Source organism: Actinoallomurus liliacearum, from assembly GCF_039542035.1.
GTDB lineage: Bacteria > Actinomycetota > Actinomycetes > Streptosporangiales > Streptosporangiaceae > Actinoallomurus > Actinoallomurus liliacearum.
This window is the reverse complement of the sequence record NZ_BAABHJ010000027.1, coordinates 25,459-48,930: the sequence shown is the minus strand read 5'-3', so window position 1 is coordinate 48,930 and position 23,472 is coordinate 25,459. Positions and strand designations below refer to the sequence as shown.

Annotated in this window: 20 protein-coding genes; 3 read left to right on the top strand and 17 right to left on the bottom strand. The window is 70.6% G+C overall.

All coding sequences use genetic code 11. The features are described from left to right. The first annotated feature begins 368 nt into the window (after positions 1-368). A complete protein-coding gene (locus tag ABD978_RS31805; RefSeq protein WP_345363061.1) occupies positions 369-605 on the top strand; it encodes a hypothetical protein in 237 nt (78 codons plus the stop codon). Positions 606-677: 72 nt separating this feature from the next. Here ABD978_RS31805 and ABD978_RS31800 read toward each other — a convergent pair whose 3' ends face one another. The 5 genes from ABD978_RS31800 to ABD978_RS31780 form a co-directional block, all read right to left on the bottom strand. Beyond that, positions 678-1,847, bottom strand: a complete 1,170-nt coding sequence (locus ABD978_RS31800) for a zinc-dependent alcohol dehydrogenase (protein ID WP_345363059.1) — start codon at positions 1,845-1,847, stop codon at positions 678-680. Further along, positions 1,844-2,776 carry an SRPBCC family protein gene (locus tag ABD978_RS31795; RefSeq protein ID WP_345363058.1) on the bottom strand — a complete coding sequence of 311 codons (933 nt, stop codon included), beginning with the start codon at positions 2,774-2,776 and terminating at the stop codon, positions 1,844-1,846. The genes ABD978_RS31800 and ABD978_RS31795 overlap by 4 nt, the downstream gene beginning before the upstream one ends. A gap of 179 nt (positions 2,777-2,955) precedes the next feature. Then, positions 2,956-3,720 carry a class I SAM-dependent methyltransferase gene (locus tag ABD978_RS31790; protein WP_345363056.1) on the bottom strand — a complete coding sequence of 255 codons (765 nt, stop codon included), beginning with the start codon at positions 3,718-3,720 and terminating at the stop codon, positions 2,956-2,958. Positions 3,721-3,740: 20 nt separating this feature from the next. Continuing rightward, on the bottom strand, positions 3,741-4,718 hold the full coding sequence (locus ABD978_RS31785; RefSeq protein ID WP_345363054.1) for a hypothetical protein: 978 nt from the start codon (positions 4,716-4,718) through the stop codon (positions 3,741-3,743). A gap of 252 nt (positions 4,719-4,970) precedes the next feature. Continuing rightward, positions 4,971-5,819, bottom strand: coding sequence for an SAM-dependent methyltransferase (locus ABD978_RS31780; RefSeq protein WP_345363052.1), 849 nt, complete (start codon positions 5,817-5,819; stop codon positions 4,971-4,973). A 384-nt stretch (positions 5,820-6,203) separates the two neighbouring features. On the opposite strand from ABD978_RS31780, the gene ABD978_RS31775 reads away from it, so the two are divergent. Further along, entirely contained in the window at positions 6,204-9,020 is a 2,817-nt protein-coding gene (locus tag ABD978_RS31775) for an ATP-binding protein (RefSeq protein WP_345363050.1), read from the top strand. Positions 9,021-9,034: 14 nt separating this feature from the next. On the opposite strand, the gene ABD978_RS31770 is transcribed toward ABD978_RS31775, so the two are convergent. The 10 genes from ABD978_RS31770 to ABD978_RS31725 all read right to left on the bottom strand — a co-directional run bounded on the left by ABD978_RS31770 (position 9,035) and on the right by ABD978_RS31725 (position 19,364). Beyond that, positions 9,035-10,618, bottom strand: a complete 1,584-nt coding sequence (locus ABD978_RS31770) for an FAD-dependent oxidoreductase (RefSeq protein WP_345363048.1) — start codon at positions 10,616-10,618, stop codon at positions 9,035-9,037. Continuing rightward, complete coding sequence (gene trxA / locus ABD978_RS31765; RefSeq protein ID WP_345363046.1) at positions 10,602-11,027, bottom strand: thioredoxin; 426 nt, start codon at positions 11,025-11,027, stop codon at positions 10,602-10,604. Before trxA ends, ABD978_RS31770 begins: the two co-directional genes overlap by 17 nt. Positions 11,028-11,037: 10 nt before the next feature. Then, entirely contained in the window at positions 11,038-13,623 is a 2,586-nt protein-coding gene (clpB, locus tag ABD978_RS31760) for an ATP-dependent chaperone ClpB (protein ID WP_345363044.1), read from the bottom strand. Then, the gene (locus tag ABD978_RS31755) at positions 13,614-13,928 is read right to left on the bottom strand and encodes a chaperone modulator CbpM (RefSeq protein ID WP_345363042.1); all 315 of its coding nucleotides are present in this window, start codon (positions 13,926-13,928) and stop codon (positions 13,614-13,616) included. The genes clpB and ABD978_RS31755 overlap by 10 nt, the downstream gene beginning before the upstream one ends. Then, complete coding sequence (locus ABD978_RS31750) at positions 13,925-14,893, bottom strand: DnaJ C-terminal domain-containing protein (RefSeq protein ID WP_345363039.1); 969 nt, start codon at positions 14,891-14,893, stop codon at positions 13,925-13,927. Before ABD978_RS31750 ends, ABD978_RS31755 begins: the two co-directional genes overlap by 4 nt. Continuing rightward, on the bottom strand, positions 14,877-15,374 hold the full coding sequence (locus ABD978_RS31745) for a nucleotide exchange factor GrpE (protein WP_345363037.1): 498 nt from the start codon (positions 15,372-15,374) through the stop codon (positions 14,877-14,879). The genes ABD978_RS31750 and ABD978_RS31745 overlap by 17 nt, the downstream gene beginning before the upstream one ends. Continuing rightward, complete coding sequence (dnaK, locus tag ABD978_RS31740; protein ID WP_345363035.1) at positions 15,367-17,310, bottom strand: molecular chaperone DnaK; 1,944 nt, start codon at positions 17,308-17,310, stop codon at positions 15,367-15,369. Before dnaK ends, ABD978_RS31745 begins: the two co-directional genes overlap by 8 nt. A 67-nt stretch (positions 17,311-17,377) precedes the next feature. Beyond that, positions 17,378-17,818 (bottom strand): Hsp20/alpha crystallin family protein, encoded by a 441-nt coding sequence (locus ABD978_RS31735; protein WP_345363033.1) that lies wholly within the window; start codon positions 17,816-17,818, stop codon positions 17,378-17,380. A 143-nt stretch (positions 17,819-17,961) separates the two neighbouring features. Then, positions 17,962-18,411, bottom strand: coding sequence for a DUF1931 family protein (locus ABD978_RS31730; RefSeq protein ID WP_345363031.1), 450 nt, complete (start codon positions 18,409-18,411; stop codon positions 17,962-17,964). 107 nt (positions 18,412-18,518) lie between these two features. Further along, positions 18,519-19,364: an LLM class F420-dependent oxidoreductase gene (locus ABD978_RS31725; RefSeq protein WP_345363029.1), complete on the bottom strand. Its 846-nt coding sequence runs from the start codon at positions 19,362-19,364 to the stop codon at positions 18,519-18,521. Between the two features lie 401 nt (positions 19,365-19,765). Here ABD978_RS31725 and ABD978_RS31720 point away from each other — a divergent pair, with 401 nt between their 5' ends. Then, the gene (locus ABD978_RS31720; protein ID WP_345363027.1) at positions 19,766-20,197 is read left to right on the top strand and encodes a DUF2267 domain-containing protein; all 432 of its coding nucleotides are present in this window, start codon (positions 19,766-19,768) and stop codon (positions 20,195-20,197) included. 89 nt (positions 20,198-20,286) lie between these two features. Here ABD978_RS31720 and ABD978_RS31715 read toward each other — a convergent pair whose 3' ends face one another. After that, positions 20,287-21,930: a right-handed parallel beta-helix repeat-containing protein gene (locus ABD978_RS31715; RefSeq protein ID WP_345363025.1), complete on the bottom strand. Its 1,644-nt coding sequence runs from the start codon at positions 21,928-21,930 to the stop codon at positions 20,287-20,289. Continuing rightward, a complete protein-coding gene (locus ABD978_RS31710) occupies positions 21,930-23,063 on the bottom strand; it encodes a polysaccharide pyruvyl transferase family protein (protein WP_345363023.1) in 1,134 nt (377 codons plus the stop codon). The genes ABD978_RS31715 and ABD978_RS31710 overlap by 1 nt, the downstream gene beginning before the upstream one ends. Positions 23,064-23,472 lie beyond the last annotated feature (409 nt).

The window sequence follows — 23,472 nt, the reverse complement described above, 5'->3', positions numbered from 1 at the left end:
CGGGCAGGGTGCTCGGGTCGCGGGGTACCTCCGGGAGGGCGGCGATGGGCGGGATCGGGCGTGCGATGCTCGCGGTGGTCGTCGCGCTGGCCGCCACCGGCTGTGGAGGCGGGGACGGCGTGTCGCGTACGGCTTCGTCACGGGGGGCGAGAGGCGGCGCCCCGACGGGCCCGACGTCGCCGGCCGCCTCACCGGCGACGCGGCCGGCCGAGCCGATGCCGCCCCGTGGAGGTCCCGTACCGCCCAGCGGCCCGACGTCGCCGCCCTGGCCGGTGCCGCGGACCTCGGCGGGGTCCGGAACGCGGTTGCCCCGCGCGGCGAACGGCACCGATCTCGGCGCCTGCCGGAGGGGACGATGCGAGGTCCAGGTGTCCCCGCACGATCGCATCCCGGTGCCGGCCAGGCTCGGGGTGGACGAGCTGAAGGTGACCGCCATCACCGGCGAGGGCATCAGCTTGCAGGGGACCGCCCCCGGCACGTCCCTCAGCGTCCAACTGGCAGGGAACGCCGGCGCGACCTCCGTGATGAACGGCCTTGCGATCACGCTGGTCGCGATCGCCAGCGGCAACGCCGTCCTGCGCATCGCTCCGGCTCCGGAGCGGTGACTCAAGAGCCCGCGCGTTCGACACTGACCCCGTCGATCCGGTGACCCCGTTGGCGGGTCGCGTCGCGGACGCTCAGGGGTGTAGGACGACCTTGTTGCACTGCTCCTGCTTGTCGCGGAAGATCCGGTAGCCGCGGGGAGTGTCGTCCAGGCTCATGTGGTGGCTGATCACGAAGCTGGGGTCGATGTCCCCGCGCCGGATCCGGTCCAGCAGGGGCCGCAGGTACTTCTGCACGTGGCACTGCGCGCCCCGCATGGTCAGCGACCGGTTCATGAAGGAGCCCATCGGGAACTTGTCGACCAGCCCCCCGTAGACGCCGATCACCGAGATGGTTCCGCCGTTGCGGCAGGACATGATCGCCTCGCGCAGGACGAACGGCCGGTCGGTTTCCAACCGGGTGGCCTGCTTGGCCCGGTCGTAGGCGTACATCGGCGTGGCGTGGTGCGCCTCCATGCCGACCGCGTCGATGCAGGAGTCCGGGCCGCGCCCGCCCGTCATGTCGCGCAGCGCGTCCGGGACGTCGATCCCCTCCTCGTAGTCGAGCGGTTCCGCGCCCATCTCCTCGACACGGTGCAGCCGGTACGGGAACCGGTCGATCGCGATGACCCGCTCGGCACCCATCAGGAAGGCGCTGGCGATCGTGAACTGGCCGACCGGACCGGCGCCCCACACCGCGACGACGTCACCGGGCTTGATGTCCGCCATCTCCGCCCCGATCCATCCGGTCGGGAAGATGTCGGACAGGAACAGCACCTTCTCGTCCGGCAGGTCGTCCTCGATCTTGATCGGGTTGACGTCGGCGAACGGCACCCGTGCGTACTCCGCCTGCCCACCGGGGAAGCCGCCGAGCATGTGGCTGTAGCCGTAGATCCCGGCCGGGGAGTGCCCCATGAGCTTCTCGGCCATCCCCGCGTTGGGGTTGGAGTTCTCACAGATCGAGAACAGCTCGTTCTCACAGGCCCAGCAGTTCCCGCAGGCGATCGGGAAGGGAACGACCACTCGGTCGCCCGGCCGCAGGTCGCGGACCTCCGGACCGACCTCCACGACCTCGCCCATGAACTCGTGGCCGAGGACGTCGCCCTTCTCCATCGTCGGGATGAAGCCGTCGTACAGGTGCAGGTCGGATCCGCAGATCGCCGTCGAGGTGACCCGCACGATGGCGTCGTGGCTGTTGAGTATCTGCGGGTCCGGGACGTCCCGTACCTGGACCTTCCCGCGGCCCATCCAGCAGTTGGCTCTCATCGGAGTGCTCCTCTCGCCATGGGCTGGGCCGGACGTTGTCTGAGCTGCCGCTTCGTGAGCGTGCCCTCCGGCGCGCTCTCGGAGCGGACGACCTCGCCGGTCTCCATGACCTGCTTGAACCTGCGCAGGTCGTCACGGACGAGCTGGTCGGGGTGCTCGCCCAGGAGGCGGGTGAACGCCGCGGCGGCCGCTCCTCCGGGCGGCGCGTAGTGCAGCGTGACCCGGACCTCCGTGCCCCGGTCGCCGGGCGCGTCGGTGAAGCCGACCGTACCGCTGTTGCCGGCGATGAGCCCATGGGTCACGTGCCAGGCGATCAGCTCGTTCGGGCGGTCGTCGATGATCTCGGCCTCCCACTCGAGGGTCCTGCCGAGCGGGCCCGTGGCCCTCCAGTGGGACCGCCCGTCGCCGAGGTCACGGACGGTGACGAGGTGGATCATGAACTCGGGGAGGTTCTCCACGTCGTGCCAGAAGCGATAGACCTCGTCACGCGGCCGGTTGACGGTGATGACGGCCTGCACGGTGCTCCTGCGGACGCGCTCCAGATCCCGGCGCCGGATCCCGCGCACCGCGGCGTACAGGTCGACCGCGGTGATCCCGACGACCCCCGCGGTCACCGCCAGGGCTCGGTTGCGCCGGAGGCCCGTCCGGTTCGAGGCCGCCAGGCCCAGGGTGGTCAGGTCCAGGACACCGCCCGCGACCCGGGTCCAGACGAGCGGGCCGGGCAGGCGGCTGCCCAGCAGCAGCGCCGCGTGCGCCAGCTGTCGTACGCCCACCAGGCGCACCATCGCGCGCCCCGTCCTCGAGTCGTCCACGCCGCAGATCCGGCTCACGACGTCGGAGGCGGTCAGCGGGGCGATGCCCAGACCGAGGCTGGCCAGTCCCAGGGTGCGAGCGAGGCGATTGGCTCTGCGCCGATCTTCATCAGTCATGTTCTTCACCTGCCGATTCGCCGTGATCGCGGCAGGTTCGCCGCGGCCGGCCGCGGCTCAGGTCGTCGGCCCACGGCCGGAGACGCTCCAGAGAAGAAAATGGAGCCTACGAAACCCGGCCCTACCCCCCGTTATGTCGGTTTAGTGGGTGGATTGCTTAAAGATCGGCTAATCCGCGGTCACCGGCGCTCGGCCACCAGGAGCATGAAGATCGCGGTTGGGAACCCCGTCCGCCACCACGGGTCGTTCTCGAGCTGCTCGTCCGACGGGTGCGGCTCCCGCAGGTCCGCGATGACGAACCCGGCGTCCCGGAGCGTCTTGGAGTAGAACTCCAGCGGGCGGAGCCAGGACGTGATCTTCGAGGGCGAGCGGAGCCCGTCGACCATGAAGTGCTGATCGATGCCCCGCCCGGCGAAGTACTCCGCCGCGGGCACGCTCGTGCTCGCGCCGCGCTCGGCGTTCCCGGTGTAGAAGCAGGGGTGCAGCGTGAGGATCACCAGCCGGCCGCCGCTCCTGAGCACCCGGCCGAACTCCCGGATCGCCCGGGACGGGTCGTGCAGGTGGCTGAACAGGTGGTTGCACACCACCAGGTCGAAGGACTCGTCCTCCAACGGCAGTTCGTCGACGCTCGCCCGGGTGAACGACGCGGAGCCGGTGCCCTCGACCGGCAGATCGTCCGCGGCGTCGATCAGGCCCTGGCAGGCGTCGACACCGATGACCTGGGCGCCACGGGACGCCAGGGTGCGGGCGAGGTACCCTTCGCCGCAGCCGGCGTCCAGGACCCGCAGGCCCGCGCAGCGGCCGATCGCGTCGAGGACGGCACGGTCGGTCAGCTCGGTGCGGTACCGGTCACGGCTCTCCCGGATCACCTTCACCCAGTAATCGGTGTTCGCCTCCCACCGCTCCCGGGTCAAGTCTGCGACGTCTTGGTACGTCCTGCCCATTCGTCCCCCCTCTGGCATGGTCACACCACGCCCTTGAGCTGCCGCACCAGATCATTGCAGGCGGCCCGGATTCGTTTGTCCTGGCAACCGGCGGCGCGTTGTTGGAGTGTCGTGATCAGTTCGGTGATCCGCCGCCCGAAGGTCGGGTCGCGGCGAAGCGCGAGCGGAAGGTACGTCGACACGAGGTAGTACAGGTACGCGTCGTTGTAGGTCTTGATCTCCCGCAACACCTCGACCGCCGTGTTCCGCAGCAGGAGTGAGCTGGGCAGAGTGAAGTCGGAGCTGATCCGGCCGTCCCGCGTGTAGGTCGGAAAGGACCATTCCTCCAGCGCGGCGTACACCGGTGTGCGCTCCAGCTCCAGACGGTACTTCTCGGCGAGCTCCACGTCATTGGAGCTGATCAGCGCTCCCATCACCACCCCGCGCATCATCAGGGCGCTCTGGCGGCCGGGCGTCTGCAGCGCCAGGTCGGCGTCCGGCGCGCCGGCCACCTTGCTGACCTGGTGGATGAGGATGTTGAGGGTGAGCAGCGAGTGGAACGAGTAGGTCTTGCGGCCCAGCCGCGGGGCCAGGTCGATCGACGCCTCGACGAGGCGGCGCGGATCGCCCAGCAGACCCTGTCCCGGCTCGGCGGAGAACAGCGCCTCGAGCGCGCGGTCCTGCTCCCGGCCCCAGAAGCGGGCGAGATACGAGGAGACCCGCTGGCTCGGGCCGTCGCGCACGATGTACAGCGCGGCCTCGAGGGCGTTCAGCAGGAGCTGGCGGGAGACCGTCGAGTTCTCCAGCGCGTCCAGGTTGACGGAGAGCCCTTCGGCCTGGAGGTTCGCGATGAGCGTCGTGCGCCGCTTCAGCAGCGCGTGCGCCATCGCGTATTCGGCGATCCCCGGCACCGACGACATCAGGCTCTGCAGTGACCGGCCGCTGACGCGATCCAGCCAGTCGCCGTTGTCCCACAAACGAAAGATCGTGCTCTCGTCGAGCCCGGAGAAAACCGCCACATCGGACATCGTCAGCCCGATGTCCTGCGCGATTTCGGAGAGAGGCTTCGGGTCGCTTTCGGCTGGCATCACGCGCTCGGGAAGTCGCACTCGCTGGCGCATCGATCCTATCCGGCATCTGCGGATAGCACGATGAATCCGCCCGAATCACTATTGAGCGCTTTCCGGGGAACCCTCCCACCTGGGCGTTCCCGGCGGAAGTCAGGGCACGTGGCTCTGACCCGGAACCGCGCCACCCCGGCCGTCCGGTCCTCAACGCCTGCGGCCCACGCAGCCGATGAGGGGTACGGCGTCGGCCGCGTCCGGCTCTCCTCCGGAGCGCGACAGCGGTAGGCCGGCCGGGTAGGGGGCGACCGGATCGAGGCCGTGGGCGATCCGCGCGATCTCGAAGCGGCTGCGCGGGATGAACGAGAGCCCCGCCTCCTCATACAGGTCGGCGACCGCCTCCAGGTCCGGCGTGCGCTCGACGTGGGAGACCACCACGTGGCTGCCGGTGGGCAGGTAGCGCACCAGCTCGTCCACGATCCGGCGTGGGTTCCCCGGCACGAAGGGCAGGACGTTCAGCAGGAACACGGCCACCGGCTCGGTCAGGTCGAGCAGCCGCAGCAGGTCCGGATCGCCGAGCACCGTCGACGGCTCACGCAGGTCGGCCTCGTACACCCCGACACCGCCGTCCACGGCCATCAGGGCACGTGCGTGGGTCAGCACCATGGGATCGTTGTCGACGTAGGCGATGCGGCAGTCCGGGTCGATCTCCCGGACGGTCTCGTCCAGGTTGATCTCCGTGGGCAGCCCGCAGCCGATGTCGAGGAACTGCCGGATGCCCCTCTCCGCGGCCAGGAAACGGGCCGTACGGTGCAGGAAGCCCCTGTTCACCTGCACCAGCCTGGCGATGACGGGCGCCTCGCGCAGCGCGCGTTCGGCCAGGTCCCGATCGACCGCGAAGTTGTCCTTGCCCCCGAGGTAATAGTTGTCCACGCGGGCGACGTTCGGCGCGGCCGCGTCGATCCCGCTCGCGGCGGCGTCCTCGTACGCCTCTTCCGGTTCGTACGGCCACGCCCGGTCGAACGCTGAGCGCCGCATACTGACGACCGATCCCATGACAGACAGCCTTACGCGTCCGAAGAATTCCGTCATGGGTCCTTGCGTGCGTGCAAAACCCCCATGGCACGCTGCGGCTTGACCGGTGTGGGGTCGTTCCGATGAACCGGAGCCGACTGAGGGGCCCGGTAACGGTCTATCTGTGGCTGGAGAAAGGCCGTTACCGAAATACGCGTTTCCTGGGTCCGGTCGGCGCGGAGGGCCTGCAGGGTCTGCCAGGCGCGGGCGCGGGCGCGGGCGGCGGGCGTAGGCGTGGGCGTGGGTGCGAGCGGCGGGCTGGAGGTCGAAACAGCGTCCGGGTCGGCCAGGTCTCACCGGACGAGGGTTCGGCGGCCGCGCCGACCACCAGGTAGCCCCGGTGGTCGCCCGGGCTGCGCAGCGGGTATGTCCAGTTTTATGGCCACTCTGCGCTCGTGGGCCGAGACGCCGCGCCACGTAAGGACGGTGCGCGGCCGCGGACGGGCGTGGGACGCCATCATGGCACTGCTGCGGTCGGCCCAGGCCGGGCGGCCCGGCGTCGTGCTCATCGAGGGCGAGGCGGGAACGGGCAAGAGCCTCCTGCTCGCGAGTGCCGTCCGCACGGCAGCGGCACTGGGGCTCTCGACGGCGGCCGGCGGAGTGGGGGAGTTCGGGGAGGTGGTGCCACTCGAGCCACTGCTGTCCGCGTTCGTAGGCCTGGCGGCCGTCGGCGACGCGGGACCGGGCGGCCGGCCGGGCCGGCGGCTGCGGATCGTGGGCGAACTCCGAGCCGAACTGGAGCGACGCGGCGGCGAAGGACCCGTGCTGGTGAGCGTGGACGACCTGCAGCGGGCCGATCCGGCCACGCTCGCGGCGGTGCACACGCTGACGCGGACGCTCGTCTCCTGTCCCGTCGTATGGCTGCTGGCCCGCCGCACGACCGGCGGCGCGATCGGGGCCGACCGCCTGTTCGACCTGCTCGAGCGCGACGGCGCGACGCGGCTCACGCTCGACCCGTTCGACGACGCGACCGTGCGGGAGGTCGTGATCGACATGCTGGGAGCGGTGCCCGACCCGGATCTGCTGGCGCTGGCGGCGGAGACGGGCGGCAACCCGGCCCTGCTGACCGAGCTGCTGACCGGGCTGCGGGACGAGGAGACGGTACAGGTCGTCGACGGGCGCGCACGCCTGGTGACCCCCCGGATCCCGCAGCGGATCCGGGCCGACCTCAGGCACCGGCTGGGCCAGGTCGGCCCGGGAACGCGTCACCTGCTGAGCGTGGGCGCGGTCCTCGGGCGCTCGTTCTGCCTGGAGGACACCGCCGAGGTGCTCGGCACGACACCGGCCGCGCTCCTGCCCCAGCTCGACGAGGCGTTCGCCGAGGGGCTCCTCGTTGCCGCGCCGGAGGAACTGGCGTTCCGGAACGGCCTGCTGTGGCAGGTGGTCACGGACGCGGTGCCGGCGCCGGTCCGGCGGGCGCTGCACCGGCAGATCGGGGACCTCCTGATGGCGCGGGGCGGGAGCGCGGTCCCGGCCGCCGCCTCACACCTCATGCAGGGGGTTCGGGTGGGCGACTCACGGGCCCTGGCGGCCCTCGACCGGGCGGCCGCCGAGGTGCTCCTGGAGTCGCCACGGGCCGCGGCGGCGCTGGCCGCGCACGCCCTCCGGCTCACCGATCCGACCGATCCGGCCTGGCCCGCGCGCACCGTGACGGCCGTCCGGGCGCTGAGCATGGCGGGCCGGCTGCAGGAGGCCCTCGGTCTCGTGGACTCGGCGCTGATGACGCCCCTGCCCGGCGAGACGTCCGTCCGGCTGCGGTGCCTGCGGTCCGCGATCCTGCCCCTGACGGGCCGTACGAAGGAGGCCGCCACCGAGGCGAGCGCCCTCCTCACCACACCGGGGCTGTGCGGTGAACTCCGCGACGAGGCCGAACTCGTGCTGCTCAACACGCAGGCGGGGATGGGCGACGACGCCGGTGCCCGCGCCCGCGCGGAACGGATCGTGTCCGCGGCCGGCGGCCACGGTGACGCCCTGCTCACCGGGGCGCTGATCACCCTTGCCCTGTCGGAGTGGGGATCGGGGCGGCTGGCCGACGGGCTGCGGCTGGCCCGCGAGGCCGTACGGCACGCGAGGTCGGCGGACGCGCGCCGTCTCCATCCCCGGATGATCCTGGCGATGCTGCTCATCGACGTCCTCCGGATCGAGGAGGCTCGCGCGGTGATGGAGAGCGCGGGGAAGGAGGCCGAGACCGCCGGCCACCTGGCCTGGGCGGCGGCGCCCGCGGTCCTTCGCGCCCGCATGCACCTGGCCGCGGGGCGGTTCCACGACGCCGCCGCCGAGGCAGAGGCGGGCCTGGCGATCACCAGCCCGCTCGGACCGCACGTGCTCACCTCGCACCTACTCTCGGTGCTGGCCACAGCGACGCTGCGGGCCGGTGACCTGCGCGTGGCCCGGAGCTACGCCGAAGGAGAGCGGCCGCCGCTGTGCCACTGCGGCTCAGCGTACGCCGACGCGCGGCTCCTCCTGGCCCGGGCGCAGGTCGCCGTGGCCAGTGAGGGCGCGGCCGCGGCGGCGGAGACGGTCGGGCGGCTCTGCGACGATCTCGCGACGCAGCGATTGACGCTGATCAGCGAACCCACCGCAGCGCCATGGCTCGTACGGACGGTGCTCGCCCTGGGCGACCGGGGGCGCGCCCGTACGGTCGTCGCGGCGATGGACCGGCTGGCCGGCGACCATCCCGCCTTCACCGGCATCGGTATCACCGCCGCGCACGCCCATGGCCTGCTCGATCGGGACCGAGGAGCGCTCGAGCGCGCCGCCGCCGAGCACGCCGATCCGTGGGCGCGCGCCTCGGCGGCGGAGGACCTGGGCATGTTGATCACGGAGGAGTGCCCCACCCTGCGTCGGGACGCCGTCGCGGGCCTGGACACGGCGCTCATGGCCTACACGGCTCTCGGGGCGGCCCGGGACGCGGCGCGGGTGCGCCGCCGACTGCGGCGGCTGGGCATCCGGCGCCGGCACTGGAACCAGGCCGACCGGCCGGTCTCGGGCTGGGCGAGCCTCACCGACACCGAACGCAGCGTCTCCGCGCTCGTCGCACAGGGCCTGACGAACCGCCAGGTGGCGGACCAGCTGTTCATGAGCGCCCACACGGTCGCCTTCCACCTGCGCCACATCTTCCGCAAGCTCGAGGTGACGTCCCGGGTCGAGCTGACCCGGCTGACCATGGAGGCGGACACCTGACATCCGCCGGCCGCTCAGCCGCTCAGCCGCTCGTGGACCAGCCGGACCGCCATGGCGCCCTCGCCCACCGCGGAGGCGACGCGCTTGATCGACCCGCTCCTTACGTCGCCCACCGCGAACACGCCCGGCAGATTCGTCTCCAACGGCAACGCGCCGCCGGTGCGGATGAAGCCCTTCTCGTCGAGGTCCACCTGACCGCCGAGCCAGGTGACGCACGGGTCGGCGCCGATGAAGACGAAGAGGACGCGGGCGTCCAAGGCACGCCGCTCGCCGCTCTCGTTGTTCTCGGCGACGACCACCCGCAGCGTGTCGTCGCCGACCAGTTCCCGCACCTCGGTGTTCAGGTGGATCTCGATGTTCGGCGAGCGTTCGAGCTGGTCGACGAGGTAGCGCGACATGCTCCTGCCGAGATGGTCGCCGCGGACGAACAGCCGTACCCGGCTCGCGCGCTTGGCGAGGTACAGCGCCGCCTGGCCGGCCGAGTTGCCGCCCCCGACGATCGCGACGGGCAGCCGCTCACACATCAGTGCCTCGACCTCGGTGGCGGCATAGTAGACGCCGTACCCTTCGAACCGCTCCAGGTTCGGAACGTCGAGCCGGCGGTAGCGAGCGCCGGTTGCGATGATCACCGTGCGGGCCCTGATCCGTCCGCCGTTTCCGACCGAGACGGCGTACTGTCCGTCCAGCATCTCCAGGCCGGTCGCCTCCACCGGGACGCCGAGCCGCGCGCCGAACTTCTCGGCCTGGATGACCGCGCGCTCGGCGAGTTCGGCGCCGGAGATTCCAGAGGGGAAGCCGAGGTAGTTCTCGATGCGGGATGAGGTGCCCGCCTGGCCGCCGGTGGCGATCGCGTCGAGGACGGCCGTGTGCAGGCCTTCCGACGCGCCGTACACGGCCGCGGCCAGTCCGGCGGGACCGGCTCCGACGATCACCAGGTCGGCGATGTCCTCCTCGACCGGCGCGGCCAGCCCGACCAGCCGGGCCAACTCGGCGTTGCTCGGGTTGCGCAGGAAGCGTTGGCCGTTCAGGATCACCACCGGCGTGTCGGCCGGCGTGATGTGCAGACGCCGCAGGGCCTTTTCGGCCTCTTCGTCCTCCTCCAGGTCGATCCACCGGTGTGGCAGCCGGTTGCGCGCGGCGAAGTCGCGTAGCCGCCGGATGTCCGGCGAGAAGCGCGAGCCGATGATCCGCAGACCGGCGCCCTGCTCGATCAGCAGCGACCGCCGGATGAAGTAGGCACGCAGGACCAGGTCGCCGAGAATCGGGTCCCGGGCCACCAGCGCGCGCAGGCGTTCCACCGGGACCCGCAGGACCCCGCCGGGCTCGTCGACGACCGCGCCGACCAGGATCGAGTGTCCGGACAGCAGGCTGATCTCGCCGAGGAACCGGCCGGGTCCGTGGACCCGGATCACCGTGTCACCGTCGAGGATCGCGACCTTGCCCTCCAGGACCACGAAGAAGTCGTAGCCGCGCTCGCCCTGGCGGAACAGGAACTGGCCCCGCCGAGTCGGCATGCGCTCCCCGTACCCGGACAGGCGTTCGATCTGCTCGGGCTCCAGGCGCGGGTACGCGCCATTGAGGTCAGGCGTCTCCTGCAAGGGCCTTCTCCACCCACGCGCGCAGGGCCGGGGCCGGTGCGGCGCCGGCCTGGCGGGCGACGATCTTTCCGTCGCGGAGGACGAGCAGGGTCGGCACGGCCTGGACGGCGAAGCGCTCCTGGAGTTTGGGCGCCCGGTCGATGTCGACCTTCACGAGCTTGATCCGGCCGGCCATCTCGCGGGCGAGCTGTTCGAGTGCCGGGCTGACCATGCGGCAGGGGCCGCACCAGGTCGCCCACAGGTCGACCACGACGGGCAGCGAGGCGCGTTCGGCGACGTCGGCGAAGTCGTCGTCGCCGGCGTCGGCGATCCAGGGAAGCGGCCGGTGGCAGTTCCCGCAGTTCGGGACGCCGTCGGCCACCGCAGGCACACGGTTCTTCGTGCCGCAGTGCGGGCATTGGACGATCATCGATGCCCCCTCATTGGTTCTCGTAGGAGACCTTGAGTTCGCCGTTCTCCAGACCCACGCGGATGACCGCGCCGTCCAGGATCTCCCCGGACAGCAGCGCGCGGCCGATCCGTGTCTCGACCTCGCGGGCGATGAACCGCCGCAGCGGGCGGGCGCCGTACACCGGGTCGAAGCCCTGGCGGGCGATGAAGGCGCACGCCTCCGGGGTGACCTCCAGGGTCATCCGGCGGTCCGCGAGGCGGGACCGCAGATCGTCGAACATCAGGTCGACGATCTGCTCGATCTCGCGCTGCGTCAGCGGCTTGAACAGCACGATGTCGTCGACGCGGTTGAGGAACTCGGGCCGGAAGTGCGAGCGCAGCGCGCTCATCACGGCCTCACGGGCGTCGGGCTTGATCTCGCCCTCCCCGGTGACGCCGTCGAGCAGGAACGCCGAGCCGATGTTCGAGGTCATGATCAGCACGGTGTTGCGGAAGTCGACGGTACGGCCCTGGGCGTCGGTGAGCCGGCCGTCGTCCAGAACCTGCAACAGCGTGTTGAACACGTCGGCGTGCGCCTTCTCGATCTCGTCGAGCAGCACCACGGAGTACGGCTTGCGCCGGACGGCCTCGGTGAGCTGGCCGCCCTCCTCGAAGCCGACGTACCCGGGCGGGGCGCCGACCAGGCGGCTGACGGTGTGCCGCTCCTGGTACTCGCTCATGTCGAGCCGGACCATGTTCTCCTCGGTGTCGAAGAGCGCCTCGGCCAGCGCCTTGGCCAGTTCCGTCTTGCCGACCCCGGTCGGGCCGAGGAAGATGAACGAGCCGATCGGGCGGCGCGGGTCCTTGATCCCGGCGCGGGCCCGGATGATCGCGTCGGTGACGGCCTGCACGGCCTCGTCCTGGCCGACGACGCGCTCGTGCAGGACCTCGTCGAGCCGGAGCAGCTTCTCCCGCTCGCCCTCCTTCAGGCGGCTCACCGGGATCCCGGTCCAGCGGGACACGATGTCGGCGATCTCGTCCTCGGTCACGACCTCGCGCAGCAGCCGCCGGCCGCCCTGCTTTTCGGACAGCCGCTCCTCCTCGGCGTCCAGCCTGCGTTGCAGTTCCGGCAGCAGGCCGTGGCGCAGCTCGGCGGCCCGGTTCAGGTCGTAGTTGCGTTCGGCCTGCTCCGCCTCCCGGCGGACCCGTTCGATCTCCGACCGCAGCTCCTGGGCCTTGCGCAGGGTCTGCCGTTCGGCGTCCCACTGGGCGCGCATCGCGTCGGCCTCGGCCTTGAGGTCGGCCAGTTCCTTGCGCAGGTCCTCCAGGCGCGACCGGCTGGCCGGATCCTCCTCCTTGGCCAGCGCGGCCTCCTCGATCTCCAGCCGCGTCACCCGCCGGGTGAGTTCGTCGAGTTCGGCCGGCATCGAGTCGATCTCGGTGCGCAGTTTCGCCGCCGCCTCGTCGACCAGGTCGATGGCCTTGTCCGGCAGGAACCGGTCGGAGATGTACCGGTGGCTGAGCGTCACCGCCGCGACGATCGCGGAGTCCTGGATCTTCACGCCGTGGAAGACCTCCAGGCGTTCACGCAGGCCCCGGAGGATCGAGATGGCGTCCTCGACGGACGGCTCGTCGACCAGGACGGGCTGGAACCGGCGTTCGAGGGCGGCGTCCTTCTCGATGTGCTTGCGGTACTCCTGGACCGTCGTCGCGCCGATCATGTGCAGCTCGCCGCGGGCGAGCATCGGCTTGAGCATGTTGCCCGCGTCCATCGCGCCCTCGGCCGCGCCCGCCCCGACGACCGTGTGCAGCTCGTCGACGAACAGCAGGATCCGCCCTTCGGCGGACTTGACCTCGCTCAGCACGGCGTTGAGACGCTCCTCGAACTCTCCCCGGTACTTCGCGCCGGCCACCAGCGAGCCCATGTCGAGCTGGAACACGGTCTTGTCCCGCAGGCCCTCGGGGACGTCGCCCTGGTCGATGCGTTGGGCGAGCCCTTCGACGATCGCGGTCTTGCCGACGCCCGGGTCGCCGACGAGGACCGGGTTGTTCTTGGTCTTGCGGGACAGGATCTGCACGGTTCGGCGGATCTCGCCGTCCCGGCCGATGACCGGGTCCAGCCTGCCGGACTTCGCCTCGGCGACCAGGTCCCGGCCGTACTTGGTCAGCGCCTCGTAGGCGGCCTCGGGCGTGGCCGAGGTCACCCGCTGGCTGCCGCGGATCTTGGTGAGCTCCTGGAGGAACTGGTCGCGGCTCACCCCTTTGATGACGCCGTCCTCGATGAGGGCCAGGAGAAGGTGCTCGACCGAGACGTACTCGTCCTTCAGCCGCTTGGACTCCCGGTCGGCCATGTCGAGCAGGCGGGACAGCCGCTGGGTGACGTAGACCTGGCCGGGCGCGGCGCCCGGGCCGGTGACCCGGGGACGTTTGTTCAGCTTGGCCGCGGTCTCAGATTGCAGGAGGTCGAGGTTCACTCCCGCCCCGGCGAGCAACCGGGGCGCCAGCCCGTCCGGCTGGTCGAGCAGGGCGAGCAGGAGATGCTCGGCGTCCACCTCGGTGTGCCCGAAGCGCAGGGCCTTGGTCTGCGCGTCGTGCAGGGCCTCCTGGGACTTCTCGGTCAGTCGGTTCAGGTCCATGATCGACCTCCGGTGCGTTGCTGAGCGCGATGTCTCTGGGCCGCCTCCAGGGCGGCGATGCGGTCGAGCAGGTCGCAGACCAGGCCGACCGCCGCGTAGTTGAGCGAGAACCCGGTGCGGAGCCGCTGCACGCGTGCGAGGGCGGCGAGCTGCTCGGGGGAGAACCACAGTCCGCCAGAGACGTCACGGTCGGCGTCGACGATGCCCAGCGCGACGAACCGGCGGACCAGATCGGGATGGACGTGGGCGTCGCGGGCGAAGGTCTCCAGATCGAGCCGTACCGGCCGCATGAGCGCGTACCTCACGATCGTCTCCTCGGATCGAACGACGACTTGGCGGCCAGCTCCTCGAAGAGCCGTCTCTCCTCGGCGCTGGGCTGGGGCGGCACCTTGATCTGGACCTCGGCGTACAGGTCCCCCGGACCACCGTGTGGGTTGGGCAGGCCGCGGCCGCGCAGCCGCAGCCTCCTGCCGCACGACGAGCCGGGCGGCACCTTCACCTTCGCGTCGCCGCCCGGTGTCCCGACCGGGGCGGTGGTGCCGAGCGCCGCCTCCCAGGGGGCGAGCGGTAGCCGTACGGTGACGTCACGGCCGTCGACGCGGTACCTCGGGTCCGGCGTGATGCGCACGATCAGGTACAAGTCGCCCGGCTGCCCGCCTTCGCCGCCGCGGCCGCCCTGCCCGGCGAGCCGGATCCGCTGGCCGTCGGTGACCCCGACCGGGATGTTGACGTCGATGGTCCGGCCGTTGAGGCGGATCGTGCGATGCCCGCCGTGGTACGCCTCGTCGAGGCCGATCTCCAGCTCGGCCTCCTGGTCGGCGCCGGGCATCGGCCCCCAGCCGAAACCGCCTGGACGGCGTCCCCGCCCGGCGCGTCCTCCGAAGATGCCGCCGAGCAGGTCCTCGAGGTCGACCTCCTCGCCCCCCGTACCGAACCCGCCGAAGCCGCCGAACCCCCCGGCCCCGGCTCCCGCGCGGGCCCGCCCGCCGGCGCCTGCGCCGGCACGGGCCCGCGCCCAGGTCTCCGGGTCGACGTCCGGCGGCACCCGCCGGAAGTCCTCGCCGAAGGCGTCGTAGCGCTTGCGTTGTTCGGGGTCGGACAGCACGGCGTACGCCTCCGAGGCCTCCTTGAAGCGGTCCTCCGCGTCGGGGGCCTTGTTGACGTCGGGGTGGTACTTACGGGCGAGCTTGCGGTATGCGCGCTGGATCTCGTCCTGACCGGCCGTCTTGGGCACACCGAGGATCTCGTAGAAGTCACGGGCCGGAGCCATCGGCCTGCCGCCCCTTCGAGACCACCACCTGCGCCGGACGCAACTGGTTCTCCCCGTGGCCGTAACCGGGACTGGTCACCTGCACGATCGTCCCCTCCGGGACGTCGGCGTCGGGAACGGTGGCCACCGCCTCGTGCCGGGTCGGGTCGAACAGCCGCCCCGCGTCGTCCTGGCGTGGGTAGCCGAGCCGTGCGAGCAGCGCGAGCGCCTGGTCGCGGACGGCGCGTACCCCGTCGAGGAGGACGTCGGGCTCCGCGCCGGCGTGCTCGATGGCCCGTTCGAGGTTGTCCACGACGGGCAGCCACTCGGCGGCGGTCCGGGCCCGCTCGTCCGACCGCAGCCGCTCGGCGTCGCGGGCGGCGCGCTTGCGGTAGTTCTCCAGGTCCGCGAGCGCGCGCTTCCAGCGGTCCTCCAGCTCGGCGAGCTTCGTCGCCAGGCCGCCGTCCTCTTCCGCCGGTTCTTCCGGCCGCATGTCACTCATCGGTCGTGAACTCCGCGTCGATCACGTCCTCGTCGCCTCCGGCGGCTCCGCCACCGGCGCCGGGACCGCCCGGACCGCCTGGAGCCCCCGGAGCACCGGGTCCGCCGGAACCTCCCGGCCCTGTGGCGCCCGGTCCGGCGCCGGCCGTCGCGGCGCCGAGCCCGTAGTAGACCTGCTGGAGCTCGGCGGTCAGGGACCGGAGCCGCTCGATCGGCACCTCCAGCTTGATCGCCTCGCGGGCGTCCATCACGAGCATCTCGGCCCGCGCCTTCTCGTGCGCCGGCACGGCGTCCCCCAACTCCTGGACCCGCTTCTCCACCTGGTACGCGGCCGAGTCGAGCGCGTTGCGGGCGTCGATCGTCTCGCGCAGGCGTTCGTCCTCGGTGCGGTGCTGCTCGGCGTCCTGGATCATCCGCTCGATCTCGGACTGGTCGAGGTTGGTGGTCTCGCTGATGGTGACCGTCTGCTCGACGCCGGTGTCCTTGTCCCGCGCGGAGACGTTGAGGATCCCGTTGGCGTCGATGTCGAAGGTCACCTCGATCTGCGGTACGCCGCGCGGGGCGGGCCGGATGTTCTCCAGCCGGAACCGTGCGAGGACCCGGTTGTCGGCGGCGCGTTCCCGTTCGCCCTGCAGGACGACGACGTCCACCGCGGTCTGGTTGTCCTCGGCGGTGCTGAAGGTCTCCGTACGGCGGGCCGGGATCGTGGTGTTCCGCTCGATGATCTTGGTCATGACGCCGCCGAGCGTCTCCAGGCCGAGCGACAGGGGAGTGACGTCCAGCAGGACGACGTCCTCCACCTCCCCCTTGATCACGCCGGCCTGAGCGGCCGCGCCGAGGGCGACGACCTCGTCCGGGTTGACCGTCATGTTGGGGTCCTTGCCGCCGGTCATCCTGCGGACGAGCGCCTGCACGGCCGGGATGCGGGTGGACCCGCCGACGAGGATGACCTCGTCGATGTCGTTCGCGGTGACTTTCGCGTCGGCCATCGCCGTCTGCACCGGGCCCTTGGTACGTTCGATGAGGTCGCCGGTGATCTGCTCGAAGGTCGAGCGCATCAGGGTGGTGTTCAGGTGCTTGGGGCCGGTCGCGTCCGCGGTGATGAACGGCAGGTTGATCGTCGTCTGGGTCACCGAGGACAGCTCCACCTTCGCCTTCTCCGCCGCCTCGAACAGGCGCTGCAGCGCCTGGGGGTCCTGGCGCAGGTCGATGCCGGTGTCCCGCTGGAACTCGTCGGCGATGTGGTCGACGATGCGGCGGTCGAAGTCGTCGCCGCCCAGGTGCCCGTCGCCGGCGGTCGCGAGGACCTCCACGACGCCTTCGCCGATGCTGAGCAGGCTCACGTCGAACGTCCCGCCGCCCAGGTCGAAGATCAGCACTGTCTCGTTCGCGCCCTTGTCCAGCCCGTAGGCCAGCGCCGCGGCGGTCGGCTCGTTGATGATCCGCAGGACCTCCAGGCCCGCGATCTTCCCTGCGTCACGGGTCGCCTGGCGCTGGGCGTCGTTGAAGTAGGCGGGGACCGTGATGACCGCTTCGGTCACCCGCTCACCGAGGAACTTGCCGGCGTCGTCGGCGAGCTTGCGCAGCACCAGCGCGGAGATCTCCTCCGGAGCGTACATCTTGCCCCGGACGTCGAAACGGACCGCGCCGTCCGGACCGGCCACCACATCGAACGAGACCGCGTTGATCTCGCTGGCCACCTCGTCGTACCGGCGGCCGATGAACCGTTTCGCAGAGTAGATCGTCCCCTTGGGGTTGAGGATCGCCTGTCGGCGCGCGAGCTGCCCGACCAGGCGCTCGCCCTGTTCGGTGAAGCCGACCACCGACGGCGTCGTACGGGACCCTTCGGCGTTCGGGATCACCGTGGGGTGGCCGTCCTCGGTCGTGGCGATGACCGAGTTCGTGGTTCCGAGATCGATTCCGACTGCCTTAGCCATTCCTTCCTCCTCGACCGGTCCGGCGGGTTCCCGGCCTTCGGCCGAACGCCGGGACCGGCCGCATCGCTCAGTCCGAGATCTCTATTCGCCGTTGCCTCTCCGTCGTCGACCTGGGAACGCGCACGGTCAGCACGCCCTCAGAGAGGCTCGCTTGCACGCCGTCGGGATCGATCTCGCCGGGCAGGTGCGTGCGAAGCTCGAACCTGCCGGTCCGCCGTTCTCTCCGGCGGAACAGGCCACGTCCCTCCCGCTCGACGATGTCGCCCGTGATGACGAGCTCGCGGTCCTCCAGCTCGATGTCGACCGCGTCCTTGCGCACACCGGGCAGCTCGGCCTCGATGACGTACGCGTCCTTGGTTTCGTACACGTCCGCGAGCGGCACCCAGGGGAGCTCTTCCCCGAGACCGCCGAACGCGGCGTTCAGCAGCTCGCCCATTTGGTCGTAGACGTCGGCGAACTCCCCTGACCTGCCCGAGAGGGCGGTGCCGGGCTGATGCCGGCGTGTCATCGGCGGTGCCATGGCTCAGACCTCCTGGCCTCCTGGCTGAAAGCGCCTTCACTATCGAAACTCGCTCTTCGAACAGGACCGCCACATCCTCCGACCTGGTAGACATCACGCCTCCGGCCGGAGCGGTCGTGGCCGGCGCGGGTCTAGAGCAGGAGATCGAACACGCGGGTGACTCGCTCCCAGTGCTCGGTGTGCGGGTTCTTCAAGTTCGTGTCGATGAGTTTGAAAGCGCGGGCGAGCGCCACTGTCAGCCCGCCCGCGAGCTCGGGAAGCCTTTCCTCGGTCTCCTCCGCGACGGCCAGTTCGAGCGGAGGGCGCTTCGCGAGCCGTTCGAGCAGGGACTCGACGTCGATCCCCTCGTCGAGCCTGCGGAACTCGTGGACGCACTCCTGCAGCCCTTTCGTCACGGGCAGGTCGTGTGGCTGGATGACGTCACGGGCGTTCGCCCTGGCGTGCGCCTGGCCGATCAGGAGCAGGTCGTGGGTCTTGCCGTCGATGAAGTCGTCGTAACGTTTGAGATCGTCCTTGTCGACGTCCAGGCTCGCCGCCGCTCGGAAGAGACGCTGGAACTGGGGTATGCCGGTCGGGGGCATGGATACCACCTCCCAGTGTCGAGCCTGGACCGCGGGGGCCGCGCCCGGCATCCCACATCCGGGTAGGTCGTAGGCCCGTGTCGGGTACGGGTCGGTGCCGGCGTGTCTCAGTCCCGGAACGACCCGGCGATCCGCGCGAACTCGTCCAGGGCCCGCCGGGTCTCCTCGGCCGGGGCCGTCGGCAGGTCGAACAGCGCGCGCTCGACGCCGGCCTCCGCCAGCCGGGCGACCACCTCACGATCGGCGGGCACGGCGTAGACGGACACGGGGAGGTGCCCCCGGCCGGCCTCCGTCGCGCGCTGCTCCAGCTCGGCGGTCCTGCGGGCGATCTCGTCGGTGCCCAGCCCGTAGGTCGGCATCCAGCCGTCGCCGTATTCCAGGACCCGGTCCAACGTCGTTGGCCCACTGCCGCCGACGAGGATCGGCGGATGCGGCCGCTGCACCGGTTTGGGCCAGCAGTAGATCGGGTCGAAGTTCACGAACCGGCCGTGGAACTCGGCCTCGTCCCGGGTCCAGATCTCCCGCATCGCGAGGATCCGTTCCCGCAGCAGTTCGACGCGGGTCCTGGGATCGGTACCGTGGTCGCGCATCTCCTCGCGGTTCCACCCGGCGCCGACTCCGACGACGACGCGACCGGCCGAGACGCGGTCCAGGCTCGCGATCTCCTTGGCCGTCACGATCGGGTCGCGCTCGACGAGGAGGAGGATGCCGGTGCCGACCAGAAGCCGCTCGGTCGCCTCGGCCGCGGACGTGAGGACCACGAAGGGATCCAAGGTCCGGTAGTACTTCCGGGGCAGTTCGTCGCCCTCCGGCCACTGCGACTCCAGGTTCACCGGAATATGCGTGTGCTCGGCGACGAACAGGGACTCGAAACCGCGCTCCTCGAGCACGCGTCCCAGGTCCGCCGGCGCGATCCCCTCGTCGGTGACGAATGTCGCGACTCCGAACTTCATCAGGCCCCCGTTCCCCTCGGTGAACCTCTTCCAGGCTCAACGCGCCCGCAAACGCCGACAAGCCCGCGCGGCTCCGCCCGGCTTCGTCCGCGGGCGGCCGGGGGCGAGAATGGTGCGAAGGGACGTTCGAGACCTGCGGGTGACGCGACGACGATGCTGGTCGATGTCGCCGTGGAGCGCTTCAGGTTCGTCTGCGGACGCTGCGGTCACCGCTGGATCGCCGACTATGACGTGCAGTACGTGCAGGACGACGTCGGCACCACGTTCGTCCGTGGGAGGACTGCCCGACGGGGAGGAAAAATCCGGCAAAAGAGACGGTTGCCCACGATTGCTGCAGGTGACCGAGGGCAAGGGCGGCGCGATGGAGGGCGGTGCGACGCCGAAGGAACGGAGGCGCTGCGATGCCCCAGACCGGATACCACTCCATCGACACCACCGTCGACAAGACGAATCGCATCCTGCACCTGATCGAAGAGTCCTACGACTGGCCGAAGGAACGGCGTAACCAGTCCTACAACGCCTTGCGCGCGGTACTGCACGCGCTGCGCGATCGACTGACGGTCGACGAGGCCGTCGACTTCGCAGCCCAGCTGCCGATGCTCGTGCGCGGGATGTACTACGACGGATGGCGCCCGAGCCAGGTGCCGAAGAAGATGCACAAGAACGAGTTCCTCGACCAGGTACGGGCGGAGATGCCGCCGTACGAGATCCACGGCGGCACGGAGGATCTGGTACGCGCGGTCGTGGAGGCGCTCAGGATCTACATCGCCGAGGGCGAGTGGGAGGACATCAAGGCGGAGCTGCCGAAGGACCTCGCCGCCATGCTGCCCTAGCGGACCGGGACGTCCGGCGACCCGCCCGATGTGGGGATGCGCCCGGCGGCCAGGACAGGGTTTTGATGCGTCCGGCGGGCCGGACGGGCTCATGCGCTGTTGGGACATTCGTCCAGGCCGTGGTTGTGGTGCCAGCAACCACCGGAGGGCTCGGTGTCGAAGCGTACGGCGGCGACGCCGTTCCCGCCGAAGTCGTTGTCGTGGACCCACGCGACACCGCAGGTCCCGCGATCGGTGATGACCAGCCCGTGGGTCTGGGTCTTGCGAGCTTCGCCGTCCCATACGCGGTTGTCGTGGATCGAGGGACTGTGCACGCTTGCGGCCAGCGTGATGCCGGCTCTGACCTCGGGTGCGTAGGGCAGTCTGTACGGTACGCCGGGATTCGGTGTGCCCTCGGACCATGCGGTGGCGGCACCGGGACGGGAGGGCGCGAGGATGAGTTCGGTGGCGGTGTTGCCGATCACGACGGCCTGTTGGCCGCCGGCAGTGACCCACTTGCCGATGTGCCCGTCCGTGCGCCAGGCGGCCGAGGTGTCCATCAACGAGTGCGCCGTGTAGAACACCGTGTCGCCCTGACCTTCCGCCGCCGGCTCGCACTGCCGGCCGTTGCTGCGGATGCGGTTGCCGGCGATGTCCGGGTCGGCGAGCGCCGAGTCGACGAAGATGCCGTCGAGGCCGTTGTCCCAGAACTCGTTGGCATCGATGATCATGTTGTCGGCCGCCTCCTGAGGGCCCGCGGCCAGGTTGTGCTGCCAGTACCCGTAACGGCCGTTGCGGCTGATGCGGTTGCCCGCCAACGTGTAGGGGCCCGGGGTATTGCCGATCGCGACACCATCCCAGACGTTGTGCTCGATGACGCAGCCGGTGATGACCCCGCCGCGTCCGGCGACGGCGGACGTGCCCAGGGCTGAGACGTCGTAACCGGCCTGGTGATTGCCGATCAGGGTGCAGCCGGAGACGACCAGTCCGTCCGTGCCCCAGTCGGAGAGGCCGAAGCGATTGCTCTCCGAGTGACAGCCGATGACACGTATGCCGCGGGTCCGCGGCCACTCCCGGTTCTGCAGTTCGAAGAAGATGCCATTGGTGCCGTTGCGCACGGTGGTGCATGAGGAGACCGTGCAGCGTTCGACGGAGCCCCAGCCGCCGGTGCCGATGCCGATGCCGGCACCACCCAGCCACTCGCCGCTGCGCTCAAGCCGCCCGCAGTGGACGACCAGCAGGTTCTCGACGAAGGTGTCCTGCAGGAAGTCGCAGCCGAACCCGGTGGCCGGAGTGTCGTGGATGTAAAGATCACGGAATCTCCCCCGGAGGACGTACTGCAGGCCGAGTCCCTTGGCCAGCACGTCGTACTCGGAGAGGATCACGCCGGAGCCGTCGATCTCGAAGTGCGCGAAGGTGCAGTCGGCGACGTGGTTGTGGCGACCGGCGCCGTGTTGCAGCGTGGTGAAGTAGGCCAGTGGGGTGGCGGTGGTCGGGTCGCCGGGGTTCGCCAGGGAGAACCGTGTGGCCGCCGGGCCGGCCCCGATCAGGGAGATGCCGCTGCGCCAGACGGTGCCCCGGTCGCGGATCGAGTAGCGGCCCGCCGGGCAGAAGATGGTGCGCGGCTGGCCATCGTCCAGGTAGGCGTCCCCGAGCTTGTCGACCAGGTCCTGCAGGGCGGGCTGGTCGTTGGCCTTTCCGTCACCGACCAGCCCGTGCTCGAGCGCGTTGTGGAAGAAAGGGTCTGTGGACATCAGGAAACCGGATCCAGACGGTCGATGAGGGTGCGGCACCGCTCCTGGTTCTCCCGCGCGCGCTCGCGCAGGTACTGGAAGCGCTGCCGCAGTCGGTCGGTGCACGCGTGCCGTTCGTCCCACAGCCGGTCGAGCTGGGCCAGCAGCGGTCCGGCCTGGCTCTTCGCGATGCCGGTGAGCGCCGGCGCGCCGACCGTCTGCGCGAAGTCGAAGACCTTGCCGGCGTAAGGCAGGGGCAGCACCGGCACCCCGGCGCAGGCGGCGAATATCAGGAAGTGCAGTCGCATGCCGACCGCGAAGTCCAGGTGCCGCATCAGCCCCGCGATCTGGCCGGGGCTGTAGGGGCGGTTGAGGATCCGCGCGTTCTCCGGCGCGCTCATCGCCGACAGCACCGCGTGCGCGTGGGCGATGTCGCCCCGCTCCATCGGAACGAACACCGCTTGGGCGTTGTATCTGCAGGTCATGAAGTCCGCGATCTCCGCGATCAGACCGTGGTAGGTCCTCTCGTCGAGGTTGTCGGCCGCGCCCCCGGGTTCGCGCACCGAGATCCCGACGAGACGCGTCTGAGCGTCGATCCCCTCGCGGATCAGCATCTCCTCCGTGAACTCCTCCGGCTCCAGCAGCACCGCCGCGTCGGCGGTCGCCGAGATCTGCCGGGTGATCCCCATCCCTTCCAGGACGAGGATCGACTCCTGATCCCTGACCGTGAGGTCGGTCATCCGGTCGATGACCTCCCGCACGACGTCGATCTCCTCGTGGCCGGTCAGCGGTCCGGCCCCGATCGCGTAGCCGAACGTGGGGATGCCCAACTGGTGCGCCAGGCGTACGGGCCGCATGACCGAGGCCGCGAGGCCGTTGTGCAGGATTCCGCCACCGCCGAGGACGAGCAGGTCCAGCCCGGCCTCCGCCTCGAGGAGCTGCCCCTGGGAGACCCCGGCGTAGGCCACCGCCGGGATGCCGAAACGGTTCTGGGTGTGTTCTGGGTGACGGCTGAAGACGACCCTTTCCGCAGCCGGTCGTATCTGCCGAAGGCTGTCCAGAACACAGGCGAGGATGGCTTCGTCGCCGAGGTTCAGGCCCCCGTACGATCCGAGCACTCCGATCCGGAGTTCGTGCCGGTCATCATCCGACATTCGGTTCACCTCCCCTCAGGTCCGGTCAGCCGGACGAGGGACACGGTGTGATACGAGAGGCGTCGGCGGCGGCTCGGCGGCCTCCGGCGCCGGGGCCACGGTCGGCGTACGGCCGCGCCGACCGGGACGGAAGCACACACACCATGGTGACGGCAGCGGTGTGCCGCCACATCCTCACTTCAGGTAGCCCCGCGCTCCGGAGGGCGACCGTCGGCGCGGCCGGGCGCCGCGCCGTACAAGGGCCGGTGGGCCGGCGCGTGCGCCGCGCGACGGGAGCCGTACCCGGGCGCTCGTCGAGGGCGTCGCGGGACCCGCGTTCTCGACGCGGCGGAGTCCTGCGAGAGACTAGATTCTTATGGTTTCACCGCGTCAGGGATCGTGGTGGGCCGGTGCACGGCGGAAGAGGTGG